The sequence below is a fragment of the Bradyrhizobium oropedii genome, assembly GCF_020889685.1.
In the GTDB taxonomy this organism is placed as follows: Bacteria; Pseudomonadota; Alphaproteobacteria; order Rhizobiales; family Xanthobacteraceae; genus Bradyrhizobium; species Bradyrhizobium oropedii.
The window spans coordinates 177510-203105 of record NZ_JACMYO010000001.1; the positions used below are offsets into that span (position 1 = coordinate 177510).

Consider the following 25596-nt stretch of genomic DNA (forward strand, 5'->3'; position numbering starts at 1 on the left):
GTGGGGAGAGTCGGAACGCATCGCGCGACGCGTTCCGGGTGAGAGGAGCCTCCGCGAACGCGGCCATTCGACCAAATCGGTCGCGTTCTAGCCCGCGTTGGCCTTCAGGCCGGCGGCTTCGATGCCGGCCACGGCGCAGGTCTCGTCATTGTCTGAGGTGTCGCCGCTGACGCCGACGGCGCCGAGCAGGGTCGAGCCGTCCATGATCAGCACGCCGCCGGGGACCGGCACCAGCCGGCCCTGCGCCAGCGTGTTCACGGAATCGATGAAATAGGCCTGCTCCTGCGCGCGCTGGTACAGCGCCCGCGATCCCATCCCCAGCGCCAGCGCGCCATAGGCCTTGCCATGGGCGATCTCGGCCCGCATCAGGCTGGTGCCGTCCTGCGCGGCCGTCACCTTCACGGCGCCGCGCGCGTCGAGGATGGTGACGACCAGCGGCTTCAGCTTCTTCTCGACGCCCTTGGCGAGAGCGGCATCCAGAATCTTGCGGGCAGTATCGAGAGTAAGCTCAGCCATGGGCCTCTTCCTTTTTCGGTAACAATTTGTCGGAATTCGATTTCGCACGTTTCAGGCTCATCGCCAATACGCTGGCGACATGCAGCGGCGTGCGGCCGCTGCCGTCCTTGATCTGGTGCCGGCACGAGGTGCCGTCGGCCACGATCAGCGTGTCCTGATCGGCGCTGCGGACCGCAGGGAGCAGCGAGAGCTCGGCCATCTCGATCGAGGCCTGATAGGTCTCCGCGCCATAGCCGAATGCGCCGGCCATGCCGCAGCAACTCGACTCGATGGTCTTGACCTCGAGGCCAGGCACCAGGCGCAGCACCTTCTCCACCGGCTTGAACGCACCAAAGGATTTTTGGTGGCAATGACCGTGCACGACCGCTTTTCCGGCGACCGCGCCAAGCGGGAGGGCGAGGCGTCCGGCCTCCGCTTCTCGCACCAGAAACTCCTCGAACAGCAAGGCGTGAGCGCTGACGGACTTCGCGGCCCCATCCGATCGCAGCGACAGCAGTTCGTCGCGCAACGTGAGAAGGCAGCTCGGCTCGAGGCCGATGATCGGCACGCCGCGCGCCGCGAACGGTGCGTAGGTCGAAACCAGCCGGTCGAGCTCGGCACGGGCCTGCTCGACCAGTCCGGCCGACAGGAACGTGCGTCCGCAGCACGGCGGCCGGACGCCATCCAACGGACTCGGCAGATGCACGCGATAACCGCCGGCGATCAGGACCTCAACCGCGGCGTCGAGATTCTCGCGCTCATAACCGCGGTTGAACGTGTCGGCGAACAGCACCACTTCACGTCCGTCCGGCGGACCCAGCACCTCGGCGTCGGGCCGGAAAGTGTCGCGACGAAATTCCGGCAGTGCGCGCTTGGCGCTGATCCCGGCGAGCGTCTCGAACAGGCCGCGCAGCAGCGGGCTGCGGTTGCGCCAGTTTGCGATCGGCGCAAAACGCGAGGCGAGATCGACATAGCGCGGCAGGTAGCCGACCAGCCGGTCGCGCAGCGACAGGCCATGCGTCGCGGCGCGCGCGGCCAGCACCTCGATCTTCATCTTGGCCATGTCGACGCCGGTCGGGCACTCATGGCGGCAGGCCTTGCAGGAGACGCAGAGTTTCAGCGTGTCCATCATCTCGTCGGAAGCGAGCGCGTCCGGCCCGAGCTGGCCCGAGATCGCGAGCCGCAGCGTGTTGGCGCGACCGCGGGTGACGTCCTTTTCATTGCGTGTCGCACGATAGGACGGGCACATCACGCCGCCTTCGAGCTTGCGGCAAGCGCCGTTGTTGTTGCACATCTCGACCGCGCCCTGGAAACCGCCGCCGGCGCCGGGATAGGCCGACCAGTCGAGCGCCGTCTTCAACTCGCCGACGCGATAATCCGGCGAAAATCGAAACAGCGATCGGTCGTCCATCCTGGGCGGATCGACGATCTTGCCCGGGTTGAGCGTGTTGGTCGGGTCGAAGCGCTGCTTGACCTCGCGGAAATCGGCGACGATGCGCTTACCGAACATGGTCTCGTGGAATTCCGAGCGCACCAGGCCGTCGCCATGCTCGCCGGAATGCGAGCCCTTGTATTCGCGCACCATGGCGAAGGCTTCCTCGGCAATGGCGCGCATTGCCTTGACGTCCTTCTCGAGCTTGAGATTGAGCACCGGGCGCACATGCAGGCAGCCCTCGGAGGCATGCGCATACATCGTGCCGCGGGTGCCGTGCCTGGCAAACACCGCGTTGAGCCGTTCGGTGTAGTCGGCGAGATGCGGCAACGGTACCGCGCAATCCTCGACGAACGAGACCGGCTTGCCCTCCTGCTTCATCGACATCATGACGTTGAGGCCGGCAGCGCGGAAATCGGCGATGCCGGATTGCAGCGCGGGCTCGACGATCTCGACCACGCCGCCCCATTTGCGCTGCGGCTTGTCCCAGCCGAAGCCGAGATCGCCCATCAGCTCGCCGAGCTGCCTGAGACGGGCGAGATTATCGGCCTGGTCCTCTTCCGCGAACTCGACCACCAGGATCGCGTCCGGATCGCCGCGCACGGCTGCCGAGATGATCGGCTGGAACATGGCGATCTCGCGGCCGAGCGCGATCATGGTGCGATCGACCAGCTCAACGGCAATGGGCCGCAGCTTCACCAGATGCTGGGCCGCATCCATTGCCTCGTAGAAGCTGCCGAAATGGCAGACGCCGAGCGCCTTGTTGCGGATCACAGGCCACAGCTTCAGCTCGACCTGCGTCGTGAAGGCGAGCGTGCCTTCCGAACCGACCAGCAGATGCGCCATGTTGTTCGGCGCGTTGCGTGGCACCAGCGCATCGAGGTTATAGCCGCCGACGCGGCGCTGCACCTTGGGGAATTTATCAGCGATCTCGGCGGCCTCGCGCTCGCCGAGATCGAGCATGTCGCGAAACAGCTTCGATCCGCTGTCGGGAGGATTGATCCGTGTCAGGTCGCGCGGCACCTCGCCGAAATGCAGCAGCGTGCCGTCGGCGAGCGCGGCATCCATCGCCAGCGTGTTGTCGCGCATCGTGCCGTAGCGCAGCGAGCGGCCGCCGCAGGAATTGTTGCCGGCCATGCCACCGATGGTGGCGCGCGACGCGGTCGAGACATCGACCGGAAACCACAGCCCGTGCTTCTTCAGTTGGCGGTTGAGGTCGTCGAGCACGATGCCCGGCTCGACCACGCACGTGCGATTCTCGACGTCGAGCGAGACGATCCGGTTCAGGTGCTTGGAGAGATCGACCACGATGCCGTCATTGACGGTCTGGCCGCATTGCGAGGTGCCGCCGCCGCGCGGGGTCACGATCCGCCCGGCGTCGCGCACGATCGAAAGCGTCCGCAGTGCCTCATCGACGGTGCGCGGCACCACCACGCCGGCCGGCATGATCTGGTAGAACGAGGCATCGGTCGCGTAGCGGCCGCGGTTGAAGGCATCGAAGAAGACGTCGCCGGTCAGTTCGGACCGCAGGCGCTGTTCGAGCGATGAGGCGTTCTTCATCCCAGATCCGATGTGATCCACGACGCGACGCGGGCGCCTGCTCATGGATTATGCATTCTCTCGATTTGAGAATTACATTATGAATTCAAAATGAGCAAGGATCGCGATCCGATCGCGACCCTCGGGCCCATCCATTAGTCGCCCTGAGGCGCCGTTTCCAGGCCGGCGTCCCGGCCTTCAGCGAGGTGATCGATCGCGGCGGATCGCTTGTTGCGCAGGTGCTGGAACAGGATGTCACTGAGCTCGCTTGCTGCGCGGCGGCGCAGCGCATCGAGGATCGCCTCGTGCTCGCGCATCGCCTCGCCCCAGCGCTGCCGCTTGCGGGCGAAATTGGCAGAATAGCGCACGCGCCGGATCCGACCCGCGAAATTGGCGTAGGTCGTCTTCAGCGTCTCGTTGCGCGCGGCCGCGACGATGCTCTCGTGGATCTGCTGATTGATCTGGAAATAGCCGTGCATGTCGCGGTGCAGATAGTGGCCGTACATCTCGTAATGCAACCGTTCGATCGCGGCGATTTCCTCGTCGGTGATCAGCTCGCAGGCCAGTCGTCCGGCGAGGCTCTCCAGCCCGGCCATCACGTCGAACAATTCCTCGAGGTCGCGCTGGCTGAGCTGGCGCACCCGCGCGCCGCGATTGGGCAGCAGCTCGATCAGGCCTTCGGCGGCCAGCACCTTGAGCGCCTCGCGGAGCGGCGTCCTGGAGATCCCCAGCATTTCACAGAGCTGCCGTTCCGGAACGCGGGCGCCCTCGGGAATGTTGCCTTCCACCACGTAGTCGCGGAGGCGCAGCAGCACCTCGCCGTGAAGCGAGGCTTCCTGGCGATCGCTGCCGTTGCCGGCGGCCGGTTGGGTGATCGGAACCCCGGTTTCGGGAATCGCAGATTTCATATTCTGAACAATAGTTTGTCGATGCGGTCGCGTCGATGTTCTCAATCGAATACCAAAATTGGATTGAAAATTCAAGAAATGAATGCAAAATAGGTTCTCGAAGGGTCAAAATCCGGCGATAGGGAGGTTCTCATGCATCAAGGGCGCCATTTTCTACAGATTCCAGGGCCGAGCCCGGTCCCGGATCGCATTCTTCGCGCGATGGACATGCCGGTCATCGACCACCGCAGCGCGGAGTTCGCCGCGCTTGGCCGGACGGTGCTGGAGGGCAGCGCCAGGATATTCCAGACCAAAGGCTCGGTGGTGATCTTCCCGTCGTCGGGGACCGGCGCCTGGGAAGCCGCGATCGTCAACACGCTGTCGCCCGGCGACAAGGTCCTGATGGTCGAGACCGGTCACTTCGCCACGCTGTGGCGGCAGCTGGCCGGCCGTTTCGGCATCGAGGTCGACTTCATTCCCGGCGACTGGCGCCGCGGCGCCGACCCCGCCCAGATCGAGGCCAAGCTCGCAGCCGACACCGCGCATAGCATCAAGGCGGTGATGGTCGTCCACAATGAGACCTCGACCGGCGCGACCAGCCGGATCGGTGACATCCGTGCCGCCATCGACCGCACCTCACATCCGGCGCTGTTGATGGTCGATACGATTTCCTCGCTGGGCTCGGTCGATTACCGGCACGACGAGTGGAAGGTCGATGTCAGCGTCAGCTGCTCCCAGAAGGGCTTCATGCTGCCGCCCGGCCTCGGCTTCAACGCCATCTCGGAAAAGGCCCGCGCCGCGTCGCGCAGCAACAAGATGCCGCGCTCCTATTTCGATTGGGAGGAGATGCTGAAGCCGAACGCCAAGGGCTTCTTCCCCTATACGCCGGCGACGAACCTGCTCTACGGGCTGCGCGAAGCGATCGCGATGCTGCTGGAGGAGGGGCTCGACAAGGTGTTCGCCCGCCATCAGCGGCTGGCCGCCGCCACGCGCGCCGCCGTCAATCAATGGGGGCTCGAAGTGCTGTGCCAGGAGCCCTCGGAGTTCTCGCCGGTGCTGACCGCGGTGTTGATGCCGCCCGGCCATGACGCGGATCAGTATCGCCAGGTCGTGCTCGACAATTTCAACATGTCGCTCGGGGCCGGCCTGTCGAAGGTCGCCGGCAAGGTGTTCCGCATCGGTCATCTCGGCGAGTGCAACGAGCTGACGCTGCTGGGCGCGCTCACCGGTGTCGAGATGGGGCTGTCGGTCGCCGGCGTGCCGCATCGCTCGGGCGGTGTCGAGGCCGCCATGCGGCTGCTGGAGCAGCGCGACCAGCGCAACGCGTCGCATCTGAAGGTGGTCGGCACCTAGCCGCTCACCCACAAGACAAACAGAAACGCAGATCAGGGAGGGGGATATGAGGCTTCGGTTCAAGGCCACCCATGTCGTGTTGGCCATGCTCTGCGTGATGTATTTCATCACCTATGTCGACCGGGTGAACATCGGCACCGCCGCCGGCGACATCCAGAAGGAGCTTGGTCTATCCAACACCCAGCTCGGCCTGGTGTTCTCGGCCTTCGCCTATCCCTATCTGCTGTTCCAGGTGATCGGCGGCTGGGTCGGCGATCGCTTCGGGCCACGCCAGACCCTGTTCTGGTGCGGCATGATCTGGGCCGCGGCAACCGTCATGACCGGCTTTGTCGATGGCCTTGCTGCGCTGTTCGTCGCGCGCTTCGCGCTGGGGTTCGGCGAAGGCGCGACGTTCCCGACCGCGACGCGCGCCATGCAGTATTGGACGCCGGCCAACCGCCGCGGCTTCGCGCAAGGTCTGACGCATTCGTTCGCGCGGCTCGGCAATGCCATCACCCCGCCCGTCGTCGCGCTCCTGATCCTCTGGTTGACATGGCGCGGCGCATTCGTCGTGCTCGGCATCGTCAGCCTCATCTGGGGTGTCGTGTGGGTCTGGTACTTCCGCAACGAGCCGCGGGACCATCGCTCGATCACCGCCGCCGAACTCGCGACATTGCCGCCGCGGCCGAAAGGCGAGCGGCCGAAGGTGCCGTGGGGACCGCTGTTGCAGCGAATGTGGCCGGTGACGCTGACCTATTTCTGCTACGGCTGGTGCCTGTGGCTCTACCTCAACTGGCTGCCGCTGTTCTTCAAGAACAACTACAGCCTCGATCTGAAGAACTCGGCGCTGTTCGCATCCGGCGTGTTCTTCGCCGGGGTGATCGGCGACAGCATCGGCGGCGTGATCTCCGACCGCATCCTGGAACGATCAGGCAATGTGCGTCTGGCGCGGCTCAGCGTGACGGTCGTGGGATTCGCGGGCGCGCTGCTGTCGCTGATGCCGATCCTGTTCGTTCACGACATCACGGTGGTCGCGCTCTGCCTGTCGGCCGGCTTCTTCTGCGCCGAGCTCGTGATCGGCCCGATGTGGTCGATCCCGATGGACATCGCACCAAAATATTCCGGCACCGCTGCGGGGATCATGAACACCGGCTCGGCTTTCGCGGCCATCGTCTCTCCGCTGGTCGCCGGCTTCGTCATCGACGCCACCGGGAACTGGTACCTGCCGTTTCTGATGTCGATGGGCCTGCTGCTGCTCGGCGGCTTCTCGGCGTTCCTGATGCACCCCGAGCGGCCGTTCGAGGAGGCGAGCGAACCGGTAGCCCCGGGCAAGGTGGTGGCCGCCGAATGAGCGGCTGTCGGCTCGCTCGGAGCGCCGTCAGATATGCATGACGGCCCCCCGCCGGGCCGAGGACAAAGCCTGCGAATAGTGATATGCGAGCGGCTTACCAAGACCAAGGCAAGACCGGGAAAGACGCTCATGACCGTGCATACTGGAAGGCATTTTCTGCAGATTCCGGGACCGACCAACGTGCCGGACCGGGTGCTGCGGGCGATGGACATGCCGACCATGGACCATCGCGGTGCCGAATTCGCCGAGATCGGCTTTGCCGTGATGTCGTCGATGCAGCGTGTGTTCCGCACCAAGCAGCCCGTGATCATCTATCCCTCGTCGGGGACCGGCGCCTGGGAAGCTGCGATCGTCAACACGCTGCAGCCCGGCGACAAGGTTTTGATGTGCGAGACCGGGCAGTTCGCCATGCTGTGGCATGGCATCGCCGACAAGTTCAAGCTCGACGTCGACTTCATTCCGGGCGACTGGCGCCACGGCGCCGACCTCGAGCAGATCGAGGCCAGGCTGTCTGCCGACAAGGCGCACAAGATCAAGGCCGTCTGCGTGGTCCATAACGAGACCTCGACCGCCTGCGTCACCTATCCGCGCGACGTCCGCAAGATCCTCGACACCCTCAAGCATCCGGCGCTGCTGATGGTCGACACCATCTCGGGCCTCGGCTCGCTCGAATATGAGCATGATGCCTGGGGCATCGACGTCTCGATCGCGGGCTCCCAGAAGGGTCTGATGCTGCCGCCCGGCCTCGGCTTCAACGCCGTGTCGGAGAAGGCGCTGGCGGTGGCCAAGGCCAATCCGGGCATGCGCTCCTATTGGGACTGGCAGGAGGTCATCAACATCAACAAGGCCGGCACCTGGCCGTACACGCCCGCGACCAACCTGCTGTTCGGCCTGCGCGAGGCGGTGAAGATGCTGGAAGAGGAAGGGCTGGACAACGTCTTCGCCCGCCACAAGCGCCACAGCGAAGCGACCCGTGCCGCCATCAAGGTCTGGGGTTTGGAGACGCAGTGTCAGGAACAGGGCGCGCATTCGCCGGCGTTGACCGCGGTGCGGGTGCCTGACGGCCACGATGCCGACCACTTCCGCAAGGTCGTGCTCGAGAATTTCGACATGTCGCTCGGCACCGGCCTCAACAAGGTCAAGGGCAAGGTGTTCCGGATCGGACATATCGGTCACTTCAACGATCTGATGCTGATGGGCACGCTGTCCGGTGTCGAGATGGGCCTCGATCTGGCCAAGGTGCCGCATCGTGGCGGCGGCGTGCTGGCGGCGATGGAAGTCCTGAAGGGCCGCGACGCCGCGCAGGCCTCCAAGGCCGTTGCTTAAAAAGGCCGTCGCCTGAAATCGAATCACAAAGAACAGAAAGAGCGAGACATGAACGCGCCCGTCGCACCGACTGAAGACCTGATCTATTCCGTCGAGGACGGGATCGCGCGCATCACGTTCAACCGGCCGCAGGCTCGCAATGCGCTGACCTTTGCGATGTATGAGCAGATGGCCTCGATCTGCGAGAACATCAATCAGGATCACTCGATCAAGGCGCTGATCATGACCGGCGCCGGCGACAAGGCGTTCGCTTCCGGCACCGACATCTCACAGTTCCGCGCGTTCAAGACCGCGCAGGATGCACTGGACTATGAGGCGCGGATCGACCGCGTGCTGGGAACACTCGAGCAGTGCCGCGTGCCTGTGATCGCGGCGATCGCCGGCGCGTGCACCGGCGGCGGCGCAGGCATCGCCGCATGCTGCGATATCCGCATCGGCACCGAGGCGACGCGGATCGGCTTCCCGATCGCGCGCACGCTCGGCAACTGCCTCTCGATGTCCAACATCTCGCGGCTGGTCTCGCTGATCGGTCCGGCGCGGACCAAGGATCTGATCTTCAAGGCGCGCCTCGTCGAGGCGCCGGAAGCGCTCGCGCTCGGGCTGTTGAACGAAGTCGTGCCCGACGTCGAGACCTTGCAGCGCCGCGCCACCGAGACCGCCAAGCTTGTCGCCGGCCATGCGCCGATCACACTCGAGGTGACCAAGGAAGCGGTGCGCCGCATTCGCCGTACGCTGTCGCGCGAGGAAGGCGAGGATCTGATCCTGCGCGCCTATATGAGCGACGATTTCCGCGAGGGCATGGACGCGTTCCTCAACAAGCGCGCGCCGAACTTCAAGGGCAAGTAACGGCGGCGAGAGGCTTGGGACGCGCAGGGCTGCGTGCGTCGCGGATCGCTTTCACAAATTCGGTGTCGTCCCGGGCAAGCCAACGGGTCGGCGCGAAGCGCCGCCCGATGACAGGCTCCGCGCGACCCGAGACCCATAACCATCAAAGGCCATTGTTGAATGGCGCTGGAGCCACAGCTCGCTTCAACAACGAACGCCTGTGGTTATGGGTCCCTGCTTTCGCAGGGACGACAGCGAATAGGCGGCGCGCCTTGGCTATCTTACGCGGCCTGCTCCTCGCAACGTTGCGCCCGCCTCATTCCAAAGTCATACGCCGTGCGGCAGTTCGGCGGCTTGAACTCACCGTCATTCTCGGCACAATGACGGCACCCGCCGCTTCGCAGGTTTTGCCAAGCCGAACAAATAGATAGGGAAGAAACACGTGGGACAGATTGTGAAAGCCACGGCTGCAATCGTGGCCCTCTTGCTGAGCACGCCGGCCTTCGCCGGCTGGGAGCCGAGCAAGCCGGTCGAGATCGTGGTTGCGGCCGGCGCCGGTGGTGCCTCCGACCAGATGGCGCGCATGATGCAGGCGGCGATCCAGAAGAACAATCTGATGAAGCAGCCGATGGTGGTCTCGCTGAAGGGCGGCGCGTCGGGTGCCGAAGCGCTGATGTACATGAAGTCCAGCGAGGGCGATCCCAACAAGGTGCTGATCGCCTATTCGCTGATCTACATGCTGCCGCTGTCGGCCAAGATTCCGTTCAACTGGCACGACCTCACGCCGGTTTCGGTGATCGCGCTCGACCAGTTCGTGTTGTGGGACAACGCATCCGGCCCGAAGTCCGTGAAGGAGTTCATCGATGCCGCCAAGGCGGCGAGCGCGCCGTTCAAGATGGGCGGCACCGGCTCCAAGCGCGAGGATCACGTGCTGACCGTGTTCATGGAGCAGAAGACCGGCGCGAAATTCTCCTATCTGCCGTACAAATCCGGCGGCGAGGCCGCGACCCAGCTGGTCGGCGGCCACACCGAGTCCAACGTCAACAATCCCAGCGAAAACCTCGAGGTCTGGCGCGCCGGACAGGTTCGCGCGCTCTGCGTGTTCGACAAGGAGCGCATCTCCTACAAGACCAAGGTCACCGACACGCAATCCTGGAACGATATCCCAACCTGCAAGGAAGAGGGGCTCGACGTGCAGTATCTGATGCTGCGCGCGATGTTCTTGCCCGGCAAGGTCACGCAGGAGCAGCAGGCGTTCTATGTCGACCTGTTCCAGAAAGTGACGCAGACGGCCGAATACAAGGACTACATGGAGAAGCAGGCGTTGAAGCCGATCTTCCTCACCGGCAAGGATATGGTCGAGTTCCTGCAGGATGACGACAAGCTCAATACCTCGCTGATGAATGCGGCGGGCTTCGTCGCGAAGTAGTGGTCGTGGTTTGCCGTCCACCCATGCTTCGTCATTCCGGGGCCCGCGAAGCGTGAACCCTAATTCGCAATTGCGAATTGTGGAATCTCGAGATTCCGGGCTCGATGCTTTCGCATCGCCCCGGAATGACGGAGCAAATGGCCGCCGGCGCTGGCTCGACGTGCGCTACGCATCCCTGGTTGCTTTACCTTCCGCTCGGAATCGCCTTGCATCGCGCGGTCACGCCATCGATATTGCGCCGCAGTAAGGCGCCGTTGCGGGAGCGTGAGGAGCAATCATGACCAAAGCCGTTCTCGGGATCATCGGCGGATCCGGCATCTACGACCTGCCGGGCCTGGAAAATGTCCGCGAAGAGGCGATCACGAGCCCGTGGGGCGAGCCGTCAGCGATGTTGCGCCGTGGCGAGATGGCCGGCCTGCCGATCGTGTTCCTGCCGCGACACGGCCCGGGACATGCGCTGTCTCCGCCCGACATCAACTATCGCGCCAATATCGACGTCCTGAAGCGGGCAGGGGTCACCGACCTCGTCGCGCTGTCCGCCTGCGGCTCGTTCAAGGAGGAGCTGCCGCCGGGCACCTTCGTGCTGGTCGACCAGTTCGTCGATCGCACCCACAAGCGCGAGAGCTCGTTCTTCGGCAGAGGCTGCGTCGCGCATGTGTCGATGGCGCATCCGGTGTCGCCGTTGCTGGTGAAACATCTCGCCGCCGCGGCCGAAGCGGAAGCGATCGCGTTCGCGCGCGGCGGCACGTATTTGTGCATGGAAGGTCCGCAATTCTCCTCGCTCGCGGAAAGCCTGACCTACAAGGCGCAGGGCTATTCGGTGATCGGCATGACCAACATGCCGGAAGCCAAGCTCGCCCGCGAGGCCGAGATCTGCTACGCCAGCGTGGCGATGGTCACCGATTTCGACTGCTGGCACCCGGCGCATGATGCGGTGACTGTGCAGGATATCATCCGCGTGCTGAATTCGAACGCCGAGAAGGCCAAGGCGCTGGTCGCGCGGCTGGCGCGGGATTTTCCGCGCGAGCACGAGCCGTGTCCGATCGGTTCGGACCGCGCGCTGGACACCGCGCTGATCACGGCGCCCACAGCGCGCGATCCCCAATTGCTTGCCAAACTCGATGCCGTGGCCGGAAGGGTCTTGCGCAAATGAAGGTCGATGGTCGGCATTTTCGCAGCATCTGGCTCGAGCCCGACGGCTGGTCGGTCGGCGCGATCGATCAGCGCCGGCTGCCGCATGAGTTCGTCGTCGCCAAACTCACCACCGCTGATGAGGCCGGCGAGGCGATCAGCTCGATGCTGGTCCGCGGCGCGCCGCTGATCGGCGCCACCGCGGCTTACGGCATGGCGCTGGCGATGCGTGCCGACGCGTCCGATGCCGCGCTCGACCGCGCCGGCAAGATGCTGATTGCGACCCGGCCCACCGCGATCAATCTGAAGTGGGCGATCGACGAGATGCAGCGCGCGCTCGCGCCGCTCGTCGCGTCAGCTCGCGTAGAGGCAGCCTATGCCCGCGCCCGCGAGATCGCCGATGAGGACGTCGAGATCAACCGCGCGATCGGCCGCCACGGGCTCGGCCTGATCGAGACGATCGCCGCGACTAAGAAGCCGGGCGAGCCGGTGAACGTGCTGACGCATTGCAATGCCGGCTGGCTTGCAACCGTTGATTGGGGGACGGCGACGTCACCGATCTATCAGGCGCATGATCGTGGCATTCCGGTCCATGTCTGGGTCGACGAGACGCGGCCGCGCAATCAGGGCGCCTCGCTCACAGCCTGGGAACTCGGTCACCACGGCGTGCCGCACACCGTGATCCCCGACAACACCGGCGGCCATTTGATGCAGCATCGCATGGTCGATCTGGCGATCGTCGGCACCGACCGCGTTGCCGCCAATGGCGACGTCTGCAACAAGATCGGGACCTATCTGAAAGCGCTCGCGGCACACGACAACGGCGTGCCGTTCTATGTTGCGCTGCCGTCGCCGACCATCGACTTTAGTATCGATGATGGCGTGAGGCAGATTCCGATCGAGCAGCGCGCGGCAAGCGAGGTTACGCACCTTACCGGGCGGACGGCGGATGGACGGATCGAGACCGTGCGCGTGGTTCCGGACGGCTCAACGGTCGCCAATTTCGGCTTCGATGTCACACCGGCGAGGCTGGTGACGGGATTGATCACCGAGCGTGGCGTCCTCGATGCGAATCGTGCTGCGCTTGCGCGCGCATTTCCCGAACGTTCCAGTTAGCTGAAGGCTGCATTGACGGCGATTGTATCTGCACGCTATCCCAATCGTTGCCCTTGCAACCCACACCGTCTCGTCCATGTCCAACACCGAACTTGAGATCGTCGTCGACGATCCGACCGCGCCTGAAGAAAATTCGCCTGCCGTCGTCTCGACCGGCGTCGTCGATGTCGTCGTCTCGCTGCTGTTGCTTGCGCTCGCCGCGGTGCTCGGCTGGGACAATTGGCGCACCGGCGCCTCGTGGGACTCGACCGGGCCGCAGCCGGGTTATTTTCCGTTCTATCTCTCGGTGATTCTCGGCGCCGCCAGCCTCTATGGCCTGGGCGCCGCCTTCGTCTCGCGCCGGGAGGCTGCCGAGACCTTCGTCACCCGGGCCCAGTTGCGCCGGGTGATGGCGGTGTTCGTGCCGACATTCCTGTTCTGCCTCGCCACCCAATATCTCGGCCTCTACGTCGCGAGCTTTCTCCTGATCGCAGGCTTCATGCGTCTCGTTGGCAAGATCGCGTTATGGAAGTCGCTGCTGACCGCCTTCGTCTTCACCGCCGCGATGTTCGTGACCTTCGACGTCGCGTTCGACGTCATTATGCCGAAGGGGCCGCTCGAAGCGGCTCTCGGCCGCTAGCTAGCCGACAGGATTTCGAGCCATGGAAGCCTTCGGTCTCCTGCTGCACGGCTTCGCCGTTCTGCTGACGTGGAAGACGCTGCTGTTGATGATGGTCGGGCTCGTGCTCGGCATCTTCGTCGGCGTGCTGCCCGGGCTTGGCGGTCCGAACGGCGTCGCGATCCTGCTGCCGCTGACCTTCACGATGGATCCGACATCGGCCATCGTGATGCTGTCCTGCATCTACTGGGGCGCGCTGTTCGGCGGCGCCATCACCTCGATCCTGTTCAACATCCCCGGCGAGGCCTGGTCGGTCGCGACCACGTTCGACGGCTACCCGATGGCGCAGCAGGGCAGGGCGGCGGAAGCGCTCACCGCCGCGTTCACTTCCTCCTTTATCGGTTCTCTGGTCGCGGTGCTCTTGATCACCTTCCTGGCGCCGATGATCTCGTCGTTCGCGCTGAAGTTCGGCCCGCCGGAATTCTTCGCGGTCTATCTGCTGACCTTCTGCTCGTTCGTCGGCCTCGGCCGCGAAGCCAAGCACAAGACCGTCATCTCGATGTCGCTCGGGCTGCTGCTCGCCGGCGTCGGCATGGATACGGTGTCCGGACAGTTGCGCATGACCTTCGGCTCTGCGGAGTTGCTGCGCGGCATCAACTTCCTCGTCGCCGTGATCGGCCTGTTCGGCATCAGCGAGATCCTGCTCACGATGGAAGAGCGCCTGGCGCTGCGCGGGCACGCCGCAGGCATCAGCCTGCGCGTGGTCCTCTCCGTGTGGAAGGACCTGCCGAAATACTGGGTGACGCTGCTGCGCTCGTCCGTGATCGGCTGCTGGCTCGGCATCACGCCGGGCGGCGCGATCGCGGCGTCGTTCATGGGCTACAACCTCGCCAAGCGCTTCGCCAAGGATCAGGAGAGTTTCGGCAAGGGCCGCATCGAAGGCGTGTTCGCGCCGGAGACCGCCGCCCACGCCTCGGGCACCTCGGCGCTGTTGCCGATGCTCGCGCTCGGCATTCCCGGTTCGGGGACTGCTGCGATCCTGCTTGGCGGCCTGATGGTCTGGGGCCTCAACCCGGGTCCGCTGCTGTTCGTCGAACACAAGGATTTCGTCTGGGGCCTGATCGCCTCGATGTATCTCGGTAACGTCGTCGGCCTCGTACTGGTGCTGACCACGGTGCCGATCTTCGCCTCGATCCTGCGCGTGCCGTTCGCGGCCGTGGCGCCGATGATCGTGGTGTCCTGCGCGATCGGCGCCTATGCGATCCAGAATGCGATGTTCGATATCTGGCTGATGCTGGGGTTCGGCGTGGTCGGCTACGTCTTCAAGAAGATCGGGATCCCGCTTGCGCCATCCACGCTTGCATTGGTGCTCGGTAGCCGGGCCGAGGACGCGTTCCGTCTCTCGATGATCGGCTCGGGCGGCGACATGAAGGTGTTCTGGTCGAACGGCCTTGTCGGCACCATCACGACGCTCGCGATCGTGCTGCTGTTCTGGCCGGTGATCGATCGGGCCTTTGCCGGCGCCGCGCGTCTGGTGCGGCCGGCAAAGGCGTGAGGTTCCAGAGCGTTTTCGAGCGAAGTGGACACCGGTTCGCGTGAAGAAAACGCGTCAAGACAAGAATCTGGAGCTCCGTTCCGATTTGATCGGAACGGAGCTCTAGACCACCTTGCGCTGCCGCAGCTCGGCGATCTCGTCCTGGCCGAAGCCGAATTCGGCGAGAAGTTCTTCGGTCTGCTCGCCGAATTCCGGCGGGCGGGCCGCCATCCTGCTCGGCGTCCGCGACAGCGTCACGGGCTGCGCGACCAGCTGAATATCGCGGTTCTCGTCATTGGGGACATGCTGGGCGATGCCGAGATGCTTGACCTGGGCATCCTCGAACATCTGGTCGATCGAGTAGATCGGCCCGCACGGCACGCCGGCGGCGTTCAGTTCCTGCACCCAGGTCTCGGTCGATTTCTTCGCGGTAAGCGCGTCGATCCTGGCATTCAGCGCGTCGCGATTCTTCGAGCGCGCCGGTGCGGTCGCATAGTCGGGATCGGTGATCAGGTCGGGCGCCCCGATCGCCTGGGCGCAGCGCTCCCAGATCCGCCCGCCGGTCGTGGCGATGTTGATGTAGCCGTCGGATGTCTTGAACACGCCGGTCGGGATCGAGGTCGGATGGTTGTTGCCGGCCTGCTTGGCCACTTCCTTCTCCATCAGCCAGCGCGCCGCCTGGAAATCCAGCATGAAGACCTGCGCTTGCAGCAGCGAGGTCTGCACCCATTGGCCTTCGCCGGAGACGTCGCGTTCCAGGAGCGCGGTGAGGATGCCGATCGCACAGAACAGCCCGGCGGTGAGGTCGGCGACGGGAATGCCGACTCGCATCGGTCCGCCGCCGGGCGCGCCGGTCACCGACATCAGGCCGCCCATGCCCTGTGCGATCTGATCGAATCCGGGGCGCTTGTGGTAGGGGCCGTCCTGGCCGAAACCGGAGATGCTGCCATAGACGATCTGCGGGTTGATCTTGCGGATGCTCTCATAGTCGATGCCGAGCTTGGCCTTGACGTCCGGCCGGAAGTTTTCGACCACGACGTCCGCCTGTTCGGCCAGCCGCTTGAACACCTCGAGCCCCTTGGGGTCCTTGAGGTTCAGCGTCATGGCGCGCTTGTTGCGGTGAAGGTTCTGGAAATCGGACCCGCCGCGCGGGCCGCCGGGCTGCTCGCCGCCGCCGTCCTCAAGGAGTGCATCGATCTTGACGACGTTGGCCCCCCAATCGGCGAGCTGGCGCACGCAGGTCGGCCCAGACCGGACCCGGGTCAAATCCAGCACGGTGAAACGGGACAGGGCTTGGGATGCGCGGGGAAAGGGCATTGAGACACCTTCTTGTTTGGCGGGCCGCTCTGGGGCTACAGCCCCTCTGCCTTAGACAATTTGGCAGGCCTTTCCAACTGTTACAGGGAGGACAAGCTGGGCAGGAAACAAACAGTCATGGTTCCGCGGAGACCGGCTCCTGCCTTGGCCGTCGTTTAGACCTGCCTTGCGCGGCCCGGCCGTCCGCCGACCCTCGACAATCACCCCGCCGGCTGCTAGCCCCTCGCCATGCCGAATGGGTTTTGCCCTTATGGAAGAGGCACTTGAGGCGTACCGAGGCGATGGACCAAAAGCGGGCATGGCGGTGAAGAAAGGTCCATCCCATCTGCTCGGTAATTCGGCATGGAACGCGATGGCCTTCGCGGTCGCGGTGCTGCTCAATCTCGCGATTCTCCCATTCGTGATTTTCCGTCTCGGCCTCGCCGCGTTCGGTGTTGCAGGGCTGGTGACGGCCTGCGTCGCGCCGGCGCTGATGTTCAGCAATGCGCTCGGCCTTTCGACCGCGCGCGAGCTCGCGCAACGGCTGGAACCCTCCGATCGCGACGAGGCGCGGCGTTTCTTCGCGACCGCCCTTGCGCTCGCCATCGTTGTGGGCTGCCTGATCGCAGCCCTGCTCAGCCTTGCTGGCGCGCCGCTCGCGCGCTTGGGATTTCACCTCGGCGGCCCGGCCGCCGACGACCTCGGGCTTGCCTTCGCCTTGGCCGGTGCCGGATGGCTGTGCCAGTGCGTGTTCGCGGTCTTCCTCTCGCTGTTCACGGCGCGTCAGGACTATCGGCGGATCGCGTCGATCAGCATCACGGGCACTGTGGTGACGACGATGTCGATGCTGCTGCTCATCCCGTACGCGCCGCGCGCCTCGACCTTCCTTGGCTGTCAGGCATTGGGCTTCGCAACGAATCTCCTGATGGCGTCCGCCTGGTCGCGGCATGCAATCAGTGACTGGCTGGCACGGCCGGCGCTCGATCGCAGTACGCTGCGCGCGTTGGTCAAGCTTGGCGGCTGGCAGGTTGCGGCACAAAGCGGCGCGCTGTTTGCCGGACAGGCGGACCGCTATCTGCTCGGCGCGCTGCTGCAACCGCAATTCGTCGGCTTCTACAGCGTCGCCCAGCGGCTGGAGGAGGCGGTCTATATCGGTGTGCTGAAGATCGGCGAGATCTTGTTCCCGTTCTTCAGCACGCTGCAGAAGGAGGATGACGATCGCAAGGTCGACCTCCTGCTTCGCTCGTCCTGGATTCTCAATGTACTGGCCGCGAGCGCGCTCGGCGGCCTGATCCCGGTCGCCGGCGCACTGCTGTATCGATGGACCGGCGCCGAGGTCGCCGCCGAGGCGCAGCTGGTGCTGGTGGTGCTCGCGATCAGCGGAATATTGGGGTCGAGCGCCAACGTGTTCGCGTTCTATCTTTTGTCGCAGGGGCGCTCCAGCTCCAATGCGCTGATCTCGCTCGTCACGGGCATCTTCACGTTGGCGACCAGCGCCATTGCGCTGCCGTATTTCGGCTGGCAGGCGGCTGGTTGGAGCTCCTGCGTCGGGATGGTCGCCCAGATGGTGGTCACGGTGCTGCTGTTGCGACGTACCTTCAGGCTTTCGGGGATGTGGTCACGGATGGTGCACTTCGTCTTGATCCCGCTTGGCACAGGGATAGCCATTGCGCTGGCGCTGCGCTCCCAGCTTGGCCATGTGGCGTTCGACCACGCGCCGTCATGGTGGTATGTGGTGTCGCTCTACGGCGTGTCGGCGGCGGCGATCTTTGTCGCGGCCGTCGCCGTGTCGCAGCTGGGTCCCTATCGCGCCGTCTGCTGGCGGGATCTCCGCATCATCATCACCCGCTTCTTGCCCTTCAAGGCCGTCTAGACATGTGCGGTATCGCAGGCATCGTCAATCTGCGCGGCGCCCCCGTGGAGCCGGCCGAGATCTCGCGGCTCACCGCTTTGATTGCGCATCGCGGTCCGTTCGGCGAGGGCACTTGGTTCAACGCGAAGCGAAACGTCGCCTTCGGCCATCGCCGGCTCGCCATCATCGATCCCGGCGAGGGTGGCTATCAGCCGATGGCATCAGGCGATGGCCGCCATGTGATCGTCTACAATGGCGAGATCTACAACTTCCTCGAGCTGCGCCGCGAGCTCGAGGCGAAGGGCGCGGTGTTCCGCAGCCAGTCCGACACCGAAGTGATCCTTGCCGCCTGGCAGGCGTGGGGCGAGGACATGCTGTTGCGCTTCAACGGCATGTGGGCGCTGGCGATCTACGACACGGTCACGGACGATCTGTTCCTTGCGCGCGATCGCTTCGGCATCAAGCCGATGCTGTACGCGCTGTCGTCCGAGCGGTTCGTGTTCGCGTCCGAGCAGCGCGCGCTGGCGCGGAGCGGGCTGGTCGAGACGTCGCTCGACGTCGACGTGGCGCGGCGGCTGTTGCTTGACCCGTTCGGCATCGAAGGCAGCGAGCGGACCCTGTTCACGCAATTGCGCCGCCTCCAGGGCGGCCACTGCATGTGGTTGCGTCAGGGGCGGGTGCAGGTGCGCCGCTGGTGGCGGACGGTGGATCACCTGCCTGATATCCCGAATAGCGAAGCCGAACGCGTCGCGCGCTTTCACGAGCTGTTCCAGGATTCCGTCGCGCTCCGCATGCGCAGCGACGTTCCGATCGGCACCTGCCTATCCGGCGGCTTTGACTCTTCGGCAGTGATCTGCGCCATGGCGAGCCATGAGAAGGCCGGCATGGGACCGCGTGACTCGACCGCCTGGCGACACGCTTTTGTCGCGACGTTTCCCGGCGCCAGCAATGACGAGCGGCCGATGGCGGAGGAAGCGGCCGCGTGGGCCGATGTGGCGCCGAGCTTTCTCGAGATCGGGCGCTCCGACGCGCTCACCGACCTCGACCGGATCCTCGACGATAATGACGACGTCTATATCGGGCTGCCGAGCGCGCCGTGGCTGATCTATCGCGAACTCCGACGCCAGAACGTCACCGTGTCGCTTGACGGCCACGGGGCGGACGAATTGATGGGCGCCTACCTGCAGGAGGGGCAGTCGACCGCATTCCGGATCCGCAACGCCGCCGCCGCGCTCGCGTCACGATCGCAGCTGGCGCAACGCGGCATCGACTTTCTGCGGGCGCAGATGATCAGGCGTCAAGGGCACTATTTCCTGCGGGGAGGCCTGACGGCGATGCCGGCGCCGCTGCCGCTGGTCGCCGAGGATGACGAGTTGCCTGATACGTGGGGTGCGCTGAACCGGCGTCTCTATCGGATGTTTCACTCGACCACGCTGCCAACCATTCTGCGCAATTTCGACCGGCTTTCGATGGCACACGGGATCGAGGTCCGCATGCCGTTCATGGACTGGCGGCTGGTGACCTATACGATGGCGCTGCCGGAAACGAGCAAGTCGGCCGATGGCATGACCAAGGTGGTGGCGCGGCAGGCGATGGCGAACCTGATGCCCGAAAGCATCCGCACCGCGCGCCGCAAGGTCGGATTCAACTCGCCGATGCCGGAATGGCTGAACGGGCCGTTGGCGGGCTGGACCACGGAATTGCTCGATCGGAATGTCCCGGCATTTGCCGAGTTCGTCGACGAAGCACCGCTTCGAACGGCGGTCGGCCGCTTGACGGCGTCGCAGGGTTGGGATTGGGAATCCGTCGGCCGGATCTGGCCATACCTGAACATGAAATGGATGTTGGCGAGGGCCGCGTAACCGATGCGTCTGTTCCAGAATAGCGGTCTCTATCCGTCTTATCTGCCGCGGCTGAATCAGCTGGCGGCAAAAGCCTCGACCTTCGCGGCGCGCCGCGACGTGTTCCTGCATGATCGCTTTGGCGCAGCGCATATTCTCGAGCCCGTGCTCGACGGGGCATCCGAAGCCTTCTTCACCAATGGCGACGACGAAGCGCTGCAGCGGCAGTGGGCGCATGAGCAAGGCATGCAGGGCACGCCGACGCTCGAGGCCATTCTGCTGGCGCAGATCGAGCATCACAGAACCGAGGTGTTCTACAATCTCGATCCGGTGCGCTATCCGAGTGCGTTCGTCGCCAAGCTTCCCGGCTGCGTGAAGAAGACACTGTGCTGGCGCGCGGCACCCTCCGGAAATGCCGACCTGACTGCCTATGGCGCGGTGCTTGGAAACTTTCCCTCGATCCTCGAGGCCTGGCGCAGCAAGGGCTGCCGGGCGGAGCTGTTCTTCCCCGCCACCGATCCAGTGATGGCGCAATACGGCCACGGCGAACGGCCGATCGACGTGGCGTTTGTCGGTGGATATTCGCGGCATCATAGCGCGCGGGGCAGGACCCTCGAACAGGTCGCGGCCCTGGCGGCCGATCGCAACATCGTGTTCTGTCTCGATGCGTCGCGGCTGACACGGCTCGCCGAAAGCGCGGTCGGTCGATTGCTGCCGCTCGCGAAACACCGGCGACCCGACGTCATCGCGCGAATCGCAAGGCCGCCCGTGTTCGGCCGGGACCTCTACGAACTGTTCGGATCAGCCAAGATCGTGCTCAACGGCGCGATCGACATGGCCGGTAACGATCGCGGCAATATGCGCTGCTTCGAGGCAATGGGCTGCGGGTCGCTGCTCGTGTCGGATGCCGGCAGATATCCGGACGGGATGGATCCCGGACAGACGATTGCGGTCTACGAGTCGGGCAATGATTGCCTCACCCAGATTGGGAATTGCCTGCGGGACTGGGATGACATGAAGGCGAAGGCCGAGCGGGGGCGGCGAGTGGTTGGAGATTTGTATAGCAAAGAGCGCCAGTGGGCCCTATTCCAAAACCTCTTGGAGCGCATCTAGGAGCAGGCATGCACGTTGACGGTCTGGTTTTCAGAATCAAGGAGATGGCTGACGCGGTTGCATTGCCTGTCTACTTCGCGAGAGGACGCCGGCCCTGGTCGGTTGGCTACTTTACGCGCAAGAGGGACTGCATTCAGACCGCGATCGACACAGCGGCCGTCCAATCGGGGCGTCCGCTGCCTGATGGATTCGGCATCGCCATCGATGAGAGGGTCGTCGAATATCCCTGGTTGTTCGACCGGTTGCGTCGCGATGGCGTCCGACTGGGACGGATGCTCGATGCGGGCTCGACACTGAATCACGACTACATTCTCGGTCGCGATCCACTGCGCAAGGCAGACCTGACGATCATGACATTGGCACCGGAAAAGCGGTGCTACTGGTATCAAGGCTACTCCTACGTCTTCGGTGATTTTCGCAAGACGAGGTTCGAGGATGGCGCTTTCGACACCATTGTCAGCATATCCACTCTGGAGCATGTCGGACTGGACAACACCATGCTCTACACGGATGATCCGGCCAAGTCGGAGACCAACAAGCACGGTTTTGCCGATGCGATGCGCGAGTTTCGGCGGATCACAGCTCCCGGCGGACGATGCCTGATCACGGTGCCATACGGGCGATATGACAATTTCGACTGGTTTCAGGTCTTCGACCGCGAGATGATCCAGGCCTTGATCGACGCTTTTGCGCCTTCGTCCTTCGATCTCGAGTTCTTCGGCTACGAAAAGACCGGCTGGCGTCGTGCAACGGAGGCCGACGTTGTGAATGCGACCGCATTCGACCCGCATAGCGGACGCGGCCGGCTCGACGATAGGGCCGGCTGCGCGCGTGCCGTTGCCTGCATCGAGTTGATCCGATGAATCTCGATTACTGGCTGCAACGGATGCTTGGGCGCGCGACCTGTCGCCTTGGGTCGCACGCCAGGCTGATGCCGACTGCACGCATCCGCAATATTCGTGGTGACAGTGACAGCATCGTCATTGGTGCGAACAGCATTATCCGGGGCGAGCTTTTGACGTTCGCGCATGGTGGCCGGATCGAAATCGGATCGTGGTGTTATCTCGGGGAGAATTCGCGGATATGGTCCGCCGGCTCGGTGCGAATTGGAGACCGGGTGCTGATCGCGCACGATGTGAACGTCTTCGACAATCTGACCCACCCTGTGGACCACGCGGCGCGTCACCGACAGATACAGGAGATGTTTACCAAGGGGCATCCGCGTCAACTGGATCTCGATGAGCGTCCTGTCACGATCAACGACGATGCGTGGATCGGGGCCGGCGTTTTCCTGATGCGGGGCGTTCAGATCGGCGCCCGCGCGATTGTGGCGGCCGGTTCGGTGGTTACCGGAGACGTCGCCGAAGACACAGTCGTCGCCGGAAACCCGGCGCGTGTTGTAAGATCAGTCCTCGAAACTTAGTTTGGCTGGGTCAATCGTATGATCGTCTGGGTTACCGGCGCGAACGGGTTCATCGGCCGCCATCTCGTGCATCAACTGGCGGGAGCGGGCCATGCGGTGCATGGCGTCGGTCACGGTGCGCTCGACGCAACGGAAGCCCGCCGGCTCGGCTTGCAGAGCTGGATCAACGGTGAGATCGATGCAGCCAATCTCAATGCGCTCGCGGCTGCCCAGGGGCTGCCGACGCATCTTTTTCACCTGGCCGGCGGATCGTCAGTCGGCGTCTCGATTGAACGGCCGTTCGAGGATTTTTCGCGGACTGTCGCGAGCACGGCGCGGCTGCTCGAATGGCTGCGCGGATCGGCGCCGAACTGCGCAGTGATCGCGGCGTCGAGTGCGGCCGTTTATGGAGCCGACCATTTCGGCCCGATCGCTGAAAGTGCCGTCCCAACTCCGATGTCGCCCTATGGGCAGCACAAGTCCATGATGGAGCAATTGTGCCGGAGCTATGCGCAGTCGTTCGGCATCCGCTGCACTGTCGTGCGGCTGTTCTCGGTCTATGGACCCAATCTGCGCAAGCAGTTGCTCTTCGACATTTGCTCGCGGCTGCAAGCCAAGGAGCAGGTGCTGACGCTCGGCGGGACGGGCAAGGAAATTCGCGACTGGACCGACGTTCGCGATGTCGCGCGGCTGCTTGCCAGCGTCGCGGAACCGTCGTCGCAGGAAACCTTCCGCATCATCAATGGCGGGTCAGGCCGCGGGACCAGCGTTGCCGACATCGCAGCCGGCCTCATCCGGCAGTGGGGCAGCAAGACCGTTGTGCGGTACTCGGGAATAAGCCGACCTGGTGATCCCGCGAGCCTGTTGGCCGACGATGCAATGCTGCGCCGTGTCGGGTTCGATTGGCGCATTCCGCTCGATCAGGGCCTTGCCGATTACGTGACCTGGTTCAAAGGGCAGGCTTCGTGACGTCCCGCCCATTGCGGTTCGCGTTCGGTCATATATCGCGGCGGCTTTGGGCCGGCGGGTACAATTATCAGCGCAATCTGTTCGCGGCACTCGCGCGGTTTCTGCCCGGCGAATTCGTTCCGGTCGTCTTTGCCGGGACTGGAGCCGACAAGAATGAACTCGCTGAGCTTGCCGCAATACCAGGTGTCGAGGCCGTCCGATCGCAAGCATTCGACGGGCAGCCAGGGTTGGCTGCGGCGCTCGGGCTTGGTCTGGACCGCGGAGCCGCGGCGGCGTTCCGCGCCGCGCGTGTCGATGTCGTTGTTGAAGCCGCGCGCTTCTTCGGCTGGCGGCTGGCTATCCCGGCGGTGGCGTGGATTCCGGACCTGCAGCACCGTTCGCTGCCTCAGCTGTTTCCAACGACGGCGCGTTGGCGCCGCGAGATCGGCTTTCGCGTTCAGATCGCGTCGGGGCGAACCATCATGCTGAGCAGCGAGAGCGCCTTCCGGGATTTCAAAGCCTACTATCCGCATGCAAGAAATCGCGTCAGCGTCGTGCGCTTTGCGACCCAGCCGCCGGCTGCGTTCCCGAACACGGCACCCTCGGAAGTAATCGCGAGCTACGGCCTGCCGGAAAGCTATTTCTATCTGCCCAATCAGTTCTACCGCCACAAGAACCACCAACTCGTGGTCGATGCGCTGACGATCCTGAAAGAACGCGGCACCAACGTGGTGGTCTGTGCCTCCGGCAGCACGGAGGATCGGCGCGAGCCGGGCTACTATGATCTGGTCAATTCCGTCGTCCAAAAGCGTGGCCTCGAAGCGCACTTCCGGCACCTCGGCGTGATCCCGTTGCCGCATGTCTACGCGTTGTTGCGGGCTTCAACCGCACTGCTCAACCCGTCGCGCTTCGAGGGATGGAGCACGACCGTCGAGGAGGCGAAATCGTTCGGCGTTCCCATGATCCTGTCGGATATCGACGTGCACCGCGAGCAGACTTCAGGAGCAGCCCGTTATTTCGGCGTCGATGATCCGGTCGCGCTGGCGGACCACCTGATGCAGGCTTCACGGGACGCCCACGGGCTTGTCGTTCGCGATGTCGTCGCGCACCAGGACGATCGCGTCGGCGCCTTCGCGGCAAACTTTGCAGCCACGATGCGACAGGCTGCCGGTGAACCGGTCCAAAGATAGAGGCGAGGGGCAAGCAGCGATCGGACAAGGCGTTCCCGGACGCGAAGACGGGCAGGGAGAAGTCTCTGGTGGCGGTCTGCGGATCGCAATGGGATGGTTGGGGCAGCTGCGTCTGCGTCCCTATTCTGGATCGACGTACCCGATCCCGTCCTTCACGCTGAACTTGCCACGGCAGGCCATGTGATGCTTGCGCCCGACGACAGGCAATTCGTCGCTCTTTGAAAACGACGGCACGTTGAGGACAAGCTCTCAATGCGCGTCCGTAGTCCTACGGGGGAGGAAGGCTGATCGCTTGAGGCCAAAGAGGGCCACCGCTGATCGAAGCAAGCCGGCACCCCGACCTCTCGCGATGCGGTTTCCGCGTGGCGTTGCTACTTGCGACCGTGCGGGGATAACGGCGTCGCGGAGCAGGCGCTGGTCAAATGTATACAAATGTTTCTGAGGGGCAAATTGGCTGCATTTGCGAGACATCTCTCTCAGCGCGTCAGGGGCAAAAGGGATGCTGGGAGTGCAAACGCCTTTCGGTTGGAAGCAGTTCCAGGGCTCGGAACCTCACGGGCACTCGGCTCAACGGCAGGTTGTGACGACCATGATCGAGCAGCGGATGTCTTACAGGTGCTCGCTATTGTGACGATTCAACAAAAGGTCTGACAGCTGTGTGGAGGTTGTTGACTCGGCTGTGAAGTTACTGGATGTTGCACGGGTTTTCATCGAAGTGATTTTAAAGGCGTGCTGGAATGAATATTGCTGTCCCGGTGCACAGCGCCGATCGCAAGATTGAGCTTGCTGGTGGGCCTTCGTCGCGCGATGAAAAGACTGCGCAAGGCCCGGATGCCCGCTCCGACGCCGAACCGGTAGACGGCAAGCCAAAGGAATCTGCGGCAACATCGGGAGAGCAAAAGCGCGCTTATCCGGCACCGGCGTCAACGCCGACGTTGGATGGCGCGAAGGGCGTGCGG

Annotated in this window: 22 protein-coding genes; 17 read left to right on the forward strand and 5 right to left on the reverse strand. The window is 64.1% G+C overall.

The annotated features are described in order from the left end of the window. Nucleotides 1–87 precede the first annotated feature (87 nt). From H8A95_RS00950 to H8A95_RS00960, 3 genes are all read right to left on the reverse strand, one after another. Entirely contained in the window at nucleotides 88–516 is a 429-nt protein-coding gene (locus tag H8A95_RS00950) for a GlcG/HbpS family heme-binding protein (RefSeq protein ID WP_229181373.1), read from the reverse strand. After that, a complete protein-coding gene (locus tag H8A95_RS00955) occupies nucleotides 509–3487 on the reverse strand; it encodes an FAD-binding and (Fe-S)-binding domain-containing protein (RefSeq protein WP_229181374.1) in 2979 nt (992 codons plus the stop codon). The genes H8A95_RS00950 and H8A95_RS00955 overlap by 8 nt, the downstream gene beginning before the upstream one ends. Nucleotides 3488–3621: 134 nt before the next feature. Then, complete coding sequence (locus H8A95_RS00960) at nucleotides 3622–4374, reverse strand: GntR family transcriptional regulator (protein WP_229181375.1); 753 nt, start codon at nucleotides 4372–4374, stop codon at nucleotides 3622–3624. Nucleotides 4375–4506: 132 nt separating this feature from the next. Here H8A95_RS00960 and H8A95_RS00965 point away from each other — a divergent pair, with 132 nt between their 5' ends. The 9 genes from H8A95_RS00965 (at nucleotide 4507) to H8A95_RS01005 (ending at nucleotide 15016) form a co-directional block, all read left to right on the forward strand. Further along, nucleotides 4507–5706: a pyridoxal-phosphate-dependent aminotransferase family protein gene (locus H8A95_RS00965; RefSeq protein ID WP_229181376.1), complete on the forward strand. Its 1200-nt coding sequence runs from the start codon at nucleotides 4507–4509 to the stop codon at nucleotides 5704–5706. 46 nt (nucleotides 5707–5752) lie between these two features. Continuing rightward, complete coding sequence (locus tag H8A95_RS00970; RefSeq protein ID WP_229181377.1) at nucleotides 5753–7036, forward strand: MFS transporter; 1284 nt, start codon at nucleotides 5753–5755, stop codon at nucleotides 7034–7036. A 129-nt stretch (nucleotides 7037–7165) separates the two neighbouring features. Next, entirely contained in the window at nucleotides 7166–8362 is a 1197-nt protein-coding gene (locus H8A95_RS00975) for a pyridoxal-phosphate-dependent aminotransferase family protein (protein WP_229181378.1), read from the forward strand. Nucleotides 8363–8410: 48 nt separating this feature from the next. Next, nucleotides 8411–9208 (forward strand): enoyl-CoA hydratase/isomerase family protein, encoded by a 798-nt coding sequence (locus H8A95_RS00980; protein ID WP_229181379.1) that lies wholly within the window; start codon nucleotides 8411–8413, stop codon nucleotides 9206–9208. A 421-nt stretch (nucleotides 9209–9629) separates the two neighbouring features. After that, a complete protein-coding gene (locus H8A95_RS00985; protein WP_229181380.1) occupies nucleotides 9630–10616 on the forward strand; it encodes a Bug family tripartite tricarboxylate transporter substrate binding protein in 987 nt (328 codons plus the stop codon). A gap of 277 nt (nucleotides 10617–10893) precedes the next feature. After that, a complete protein-coding gene (locus H8A95_RS00990; RefSeq protein ID WP_229181381.1) occupies nucleotides 10894–11769 on the forward strand; it encodes an S-methyl-5'-thioadenosine phosphorylase in 876 nt (291 codons plus the stop codon). Then, nucleotides 11766–12863 (forward strand): S-methyl-5-thioribose-1-phosphate isomerase, encoded by a 1098-nt coding sequence (gene mtnA, locus H8A95_RS00995; protein WP_229181382.1) that lies wholly within the window; start codon nucleotides 11766–11768, stop codon nucleotides 12861–12863. The genes H8A95_RS00990 and mtnA overlap by 4 nt, the downstream gene beginning before the upstream one ends. 76 nt (nucleotides 12864–12939) lie before the next feature. Continuing rightward, nucleotides 12940–13482 carry a tripartite tricarboxylate transporter TctB family protein gene (locus H8A95_RS01000; protein ID WP_229181383.1) on the forward strand — a complete coding sequence of 181 codons (543 nt, stop codon included), beginning with the start codon at nucleotides 12940–12942 and terminating at the stop codon, nucleotides 13480–13482. Between the two features lie 22 nt (nucleotides 13483–13504). Further along, nucleotides 13505–15016, forward strand: a complete 1512-nt coding sequence (locus tag H8A95_RS01005; protein WP_229181384.1) for a tripartite tricarboxylate transporter permease — start codon at nucleotides 13505–13507, stop codon at nucleotides 15014–15016. A gap of 102 nt (nucleotides 15017–15118) precedes the next feature. Here H8A95_RS01005 and H8A95_RS01010 read toward each other — a convergent pair whose 3' ends face one another. Next, nucleotides 15119–16312: a CaiB/BaiF CoA transferase family protein gene (locus H8A95_RS01010; protein WP_229181385.1), complete on the reverse strand. Its 1194-nt coding sequence runs from the start codon at nucleotides 16310–16312 to the stop codon at nucleotides 15119–15121. A 298-nt stretch (nucleotides 16313–16610) separates the two neighbouring features. On the opposite strand from H8A95_RS01010, the gene H8A95_RS01015 reads away from it, so the two are divergent. Genes H8A95_RS01015 through H8A95_RS01040 form a run of 6 tightly spaced genes read left to right on the forward strand, consistent with a single transcriptional unit; the run spans nucleotide 16611 to nucleotide 23468 of the window. Then, a complete protein-coding gene (locus tag H8A95_RS01015; RefSeq protein WP_229181386.1) occupies nucleotides 16611–18164 on the forward strand; it encodes a lipopolysaccharide biosynthesis protein in 1554 nt (517 codons plus the stop codon). 2 nt (nucleotides 18165–18166) lie between these two features. Next, nucleotides 18167–20005: an asparagine synthase (glutamine-hydrolyzing) gene (gene asnB / locus H8A95_RS01020; RefSeq protein ID WP_229181387.1), complete on the forward strand. Its 1839-nt coding sequence runs from the start codon at nucleotides 18167–18169 to the stop codon at nucleotides 20003–20005. Between the two features lie 3 nt (nucleotides 20006–20008). Further along, nucleotides 20009–21097: a glycosyltransferase family protein gene (locus H8A95_RS01025; RefSeq protein WP_229181388.1), complete on the forward strand. Its 1089-nt coding sequence runs from the start codon at nucleotides 20009–20011 to the stop codon at nucleotides 21095–21097. Continuing rightward, nucleotides 21061–21960: a methyltransferase domain-containing protein gene (locus H8A95_RS44045; protein WP_229181389.1), complete on the forward strand. Its 900-nt coding sequence runs from the start codon at nucleotides 21061–21063 to the stop codon at nucleotides 21958–21960. The genes H8A95_RS01025 and H8A95_RS44045 overlap by 37 nt, the downstream gene beginning before the upstream one ends. Further along, the gene (locus H8A95_RS01035; RefSeq protein ID WP_229181390.1) at nucleotides 21957–22520 is read left to right on the forward strand and encodes an acyltransferase; all 564 of its coding nucleotides are present in this window, start codon (nucleotides 21957–21959) and stop codon (nucleotides 22518–22520) included. Before H8A95_RS44045 ends, H8A95_RS01035 begins: the two co-directional genes overlap by 4 nt. An 18-nt stretch (nucleotides 22521–22538) precedes the next feature. Continuing rightward, nucleotides 22539–23468 (forward strand): NAD-dependent epimerase/dehydratase family protein, encoded by a 930-nt coding sequence (locus tag H8A95_RS01040; RefSeq protein WP_229181391.1) that lies wholly within the window; start codon nucleotides 22539–22541, stop codon nucleotides 23466–23468. Here H8A95_RS01040 and H8A95_RS01045 read toward each other — a convergent pair. Next, entirely contained in the window at nucleotides 23435–23842 is a 408-nt protein-coding gene (locus tag H8A95_RS01045) for a hypothetical protein (RefSeq protein WP_229181392.1), read from the reverse strand. The genes H8A95_RS01040 and H8A95_RS01045 overlap by 34 nt on opposite strands. An 87-nt stretch (nucleotides 23843–23929) precedes the next feature. Between H8A95_RS01045 and H8A95_RS01050 the strand changes: the two genes are divergently transcribed. Together H8A95_RS01050 and H8A95_RS01055 are read left to right on the forward strand one after the other, a co-directional pair. After that, nucleotides 23930–24637, forward strand: a complete 708-nt coding sequence (locus H8A95_RS01050) for a glycosyltransferase (RefSeq protein ID WP_229181393.1) — start codon at nucleotides 23930–23932, stop codon at nucleotides 24635–24637. 737 nt (nucleotides 24638–25374) lie between these two features. Next, a partial coding sequence (locus tag H8A95_RS01055) for a hypothetical protein (RefSeq protein WP_229181394.1) occupies nucleotides 25375–25596 on the forward strand: 222 nt, incomplete at its 3' end.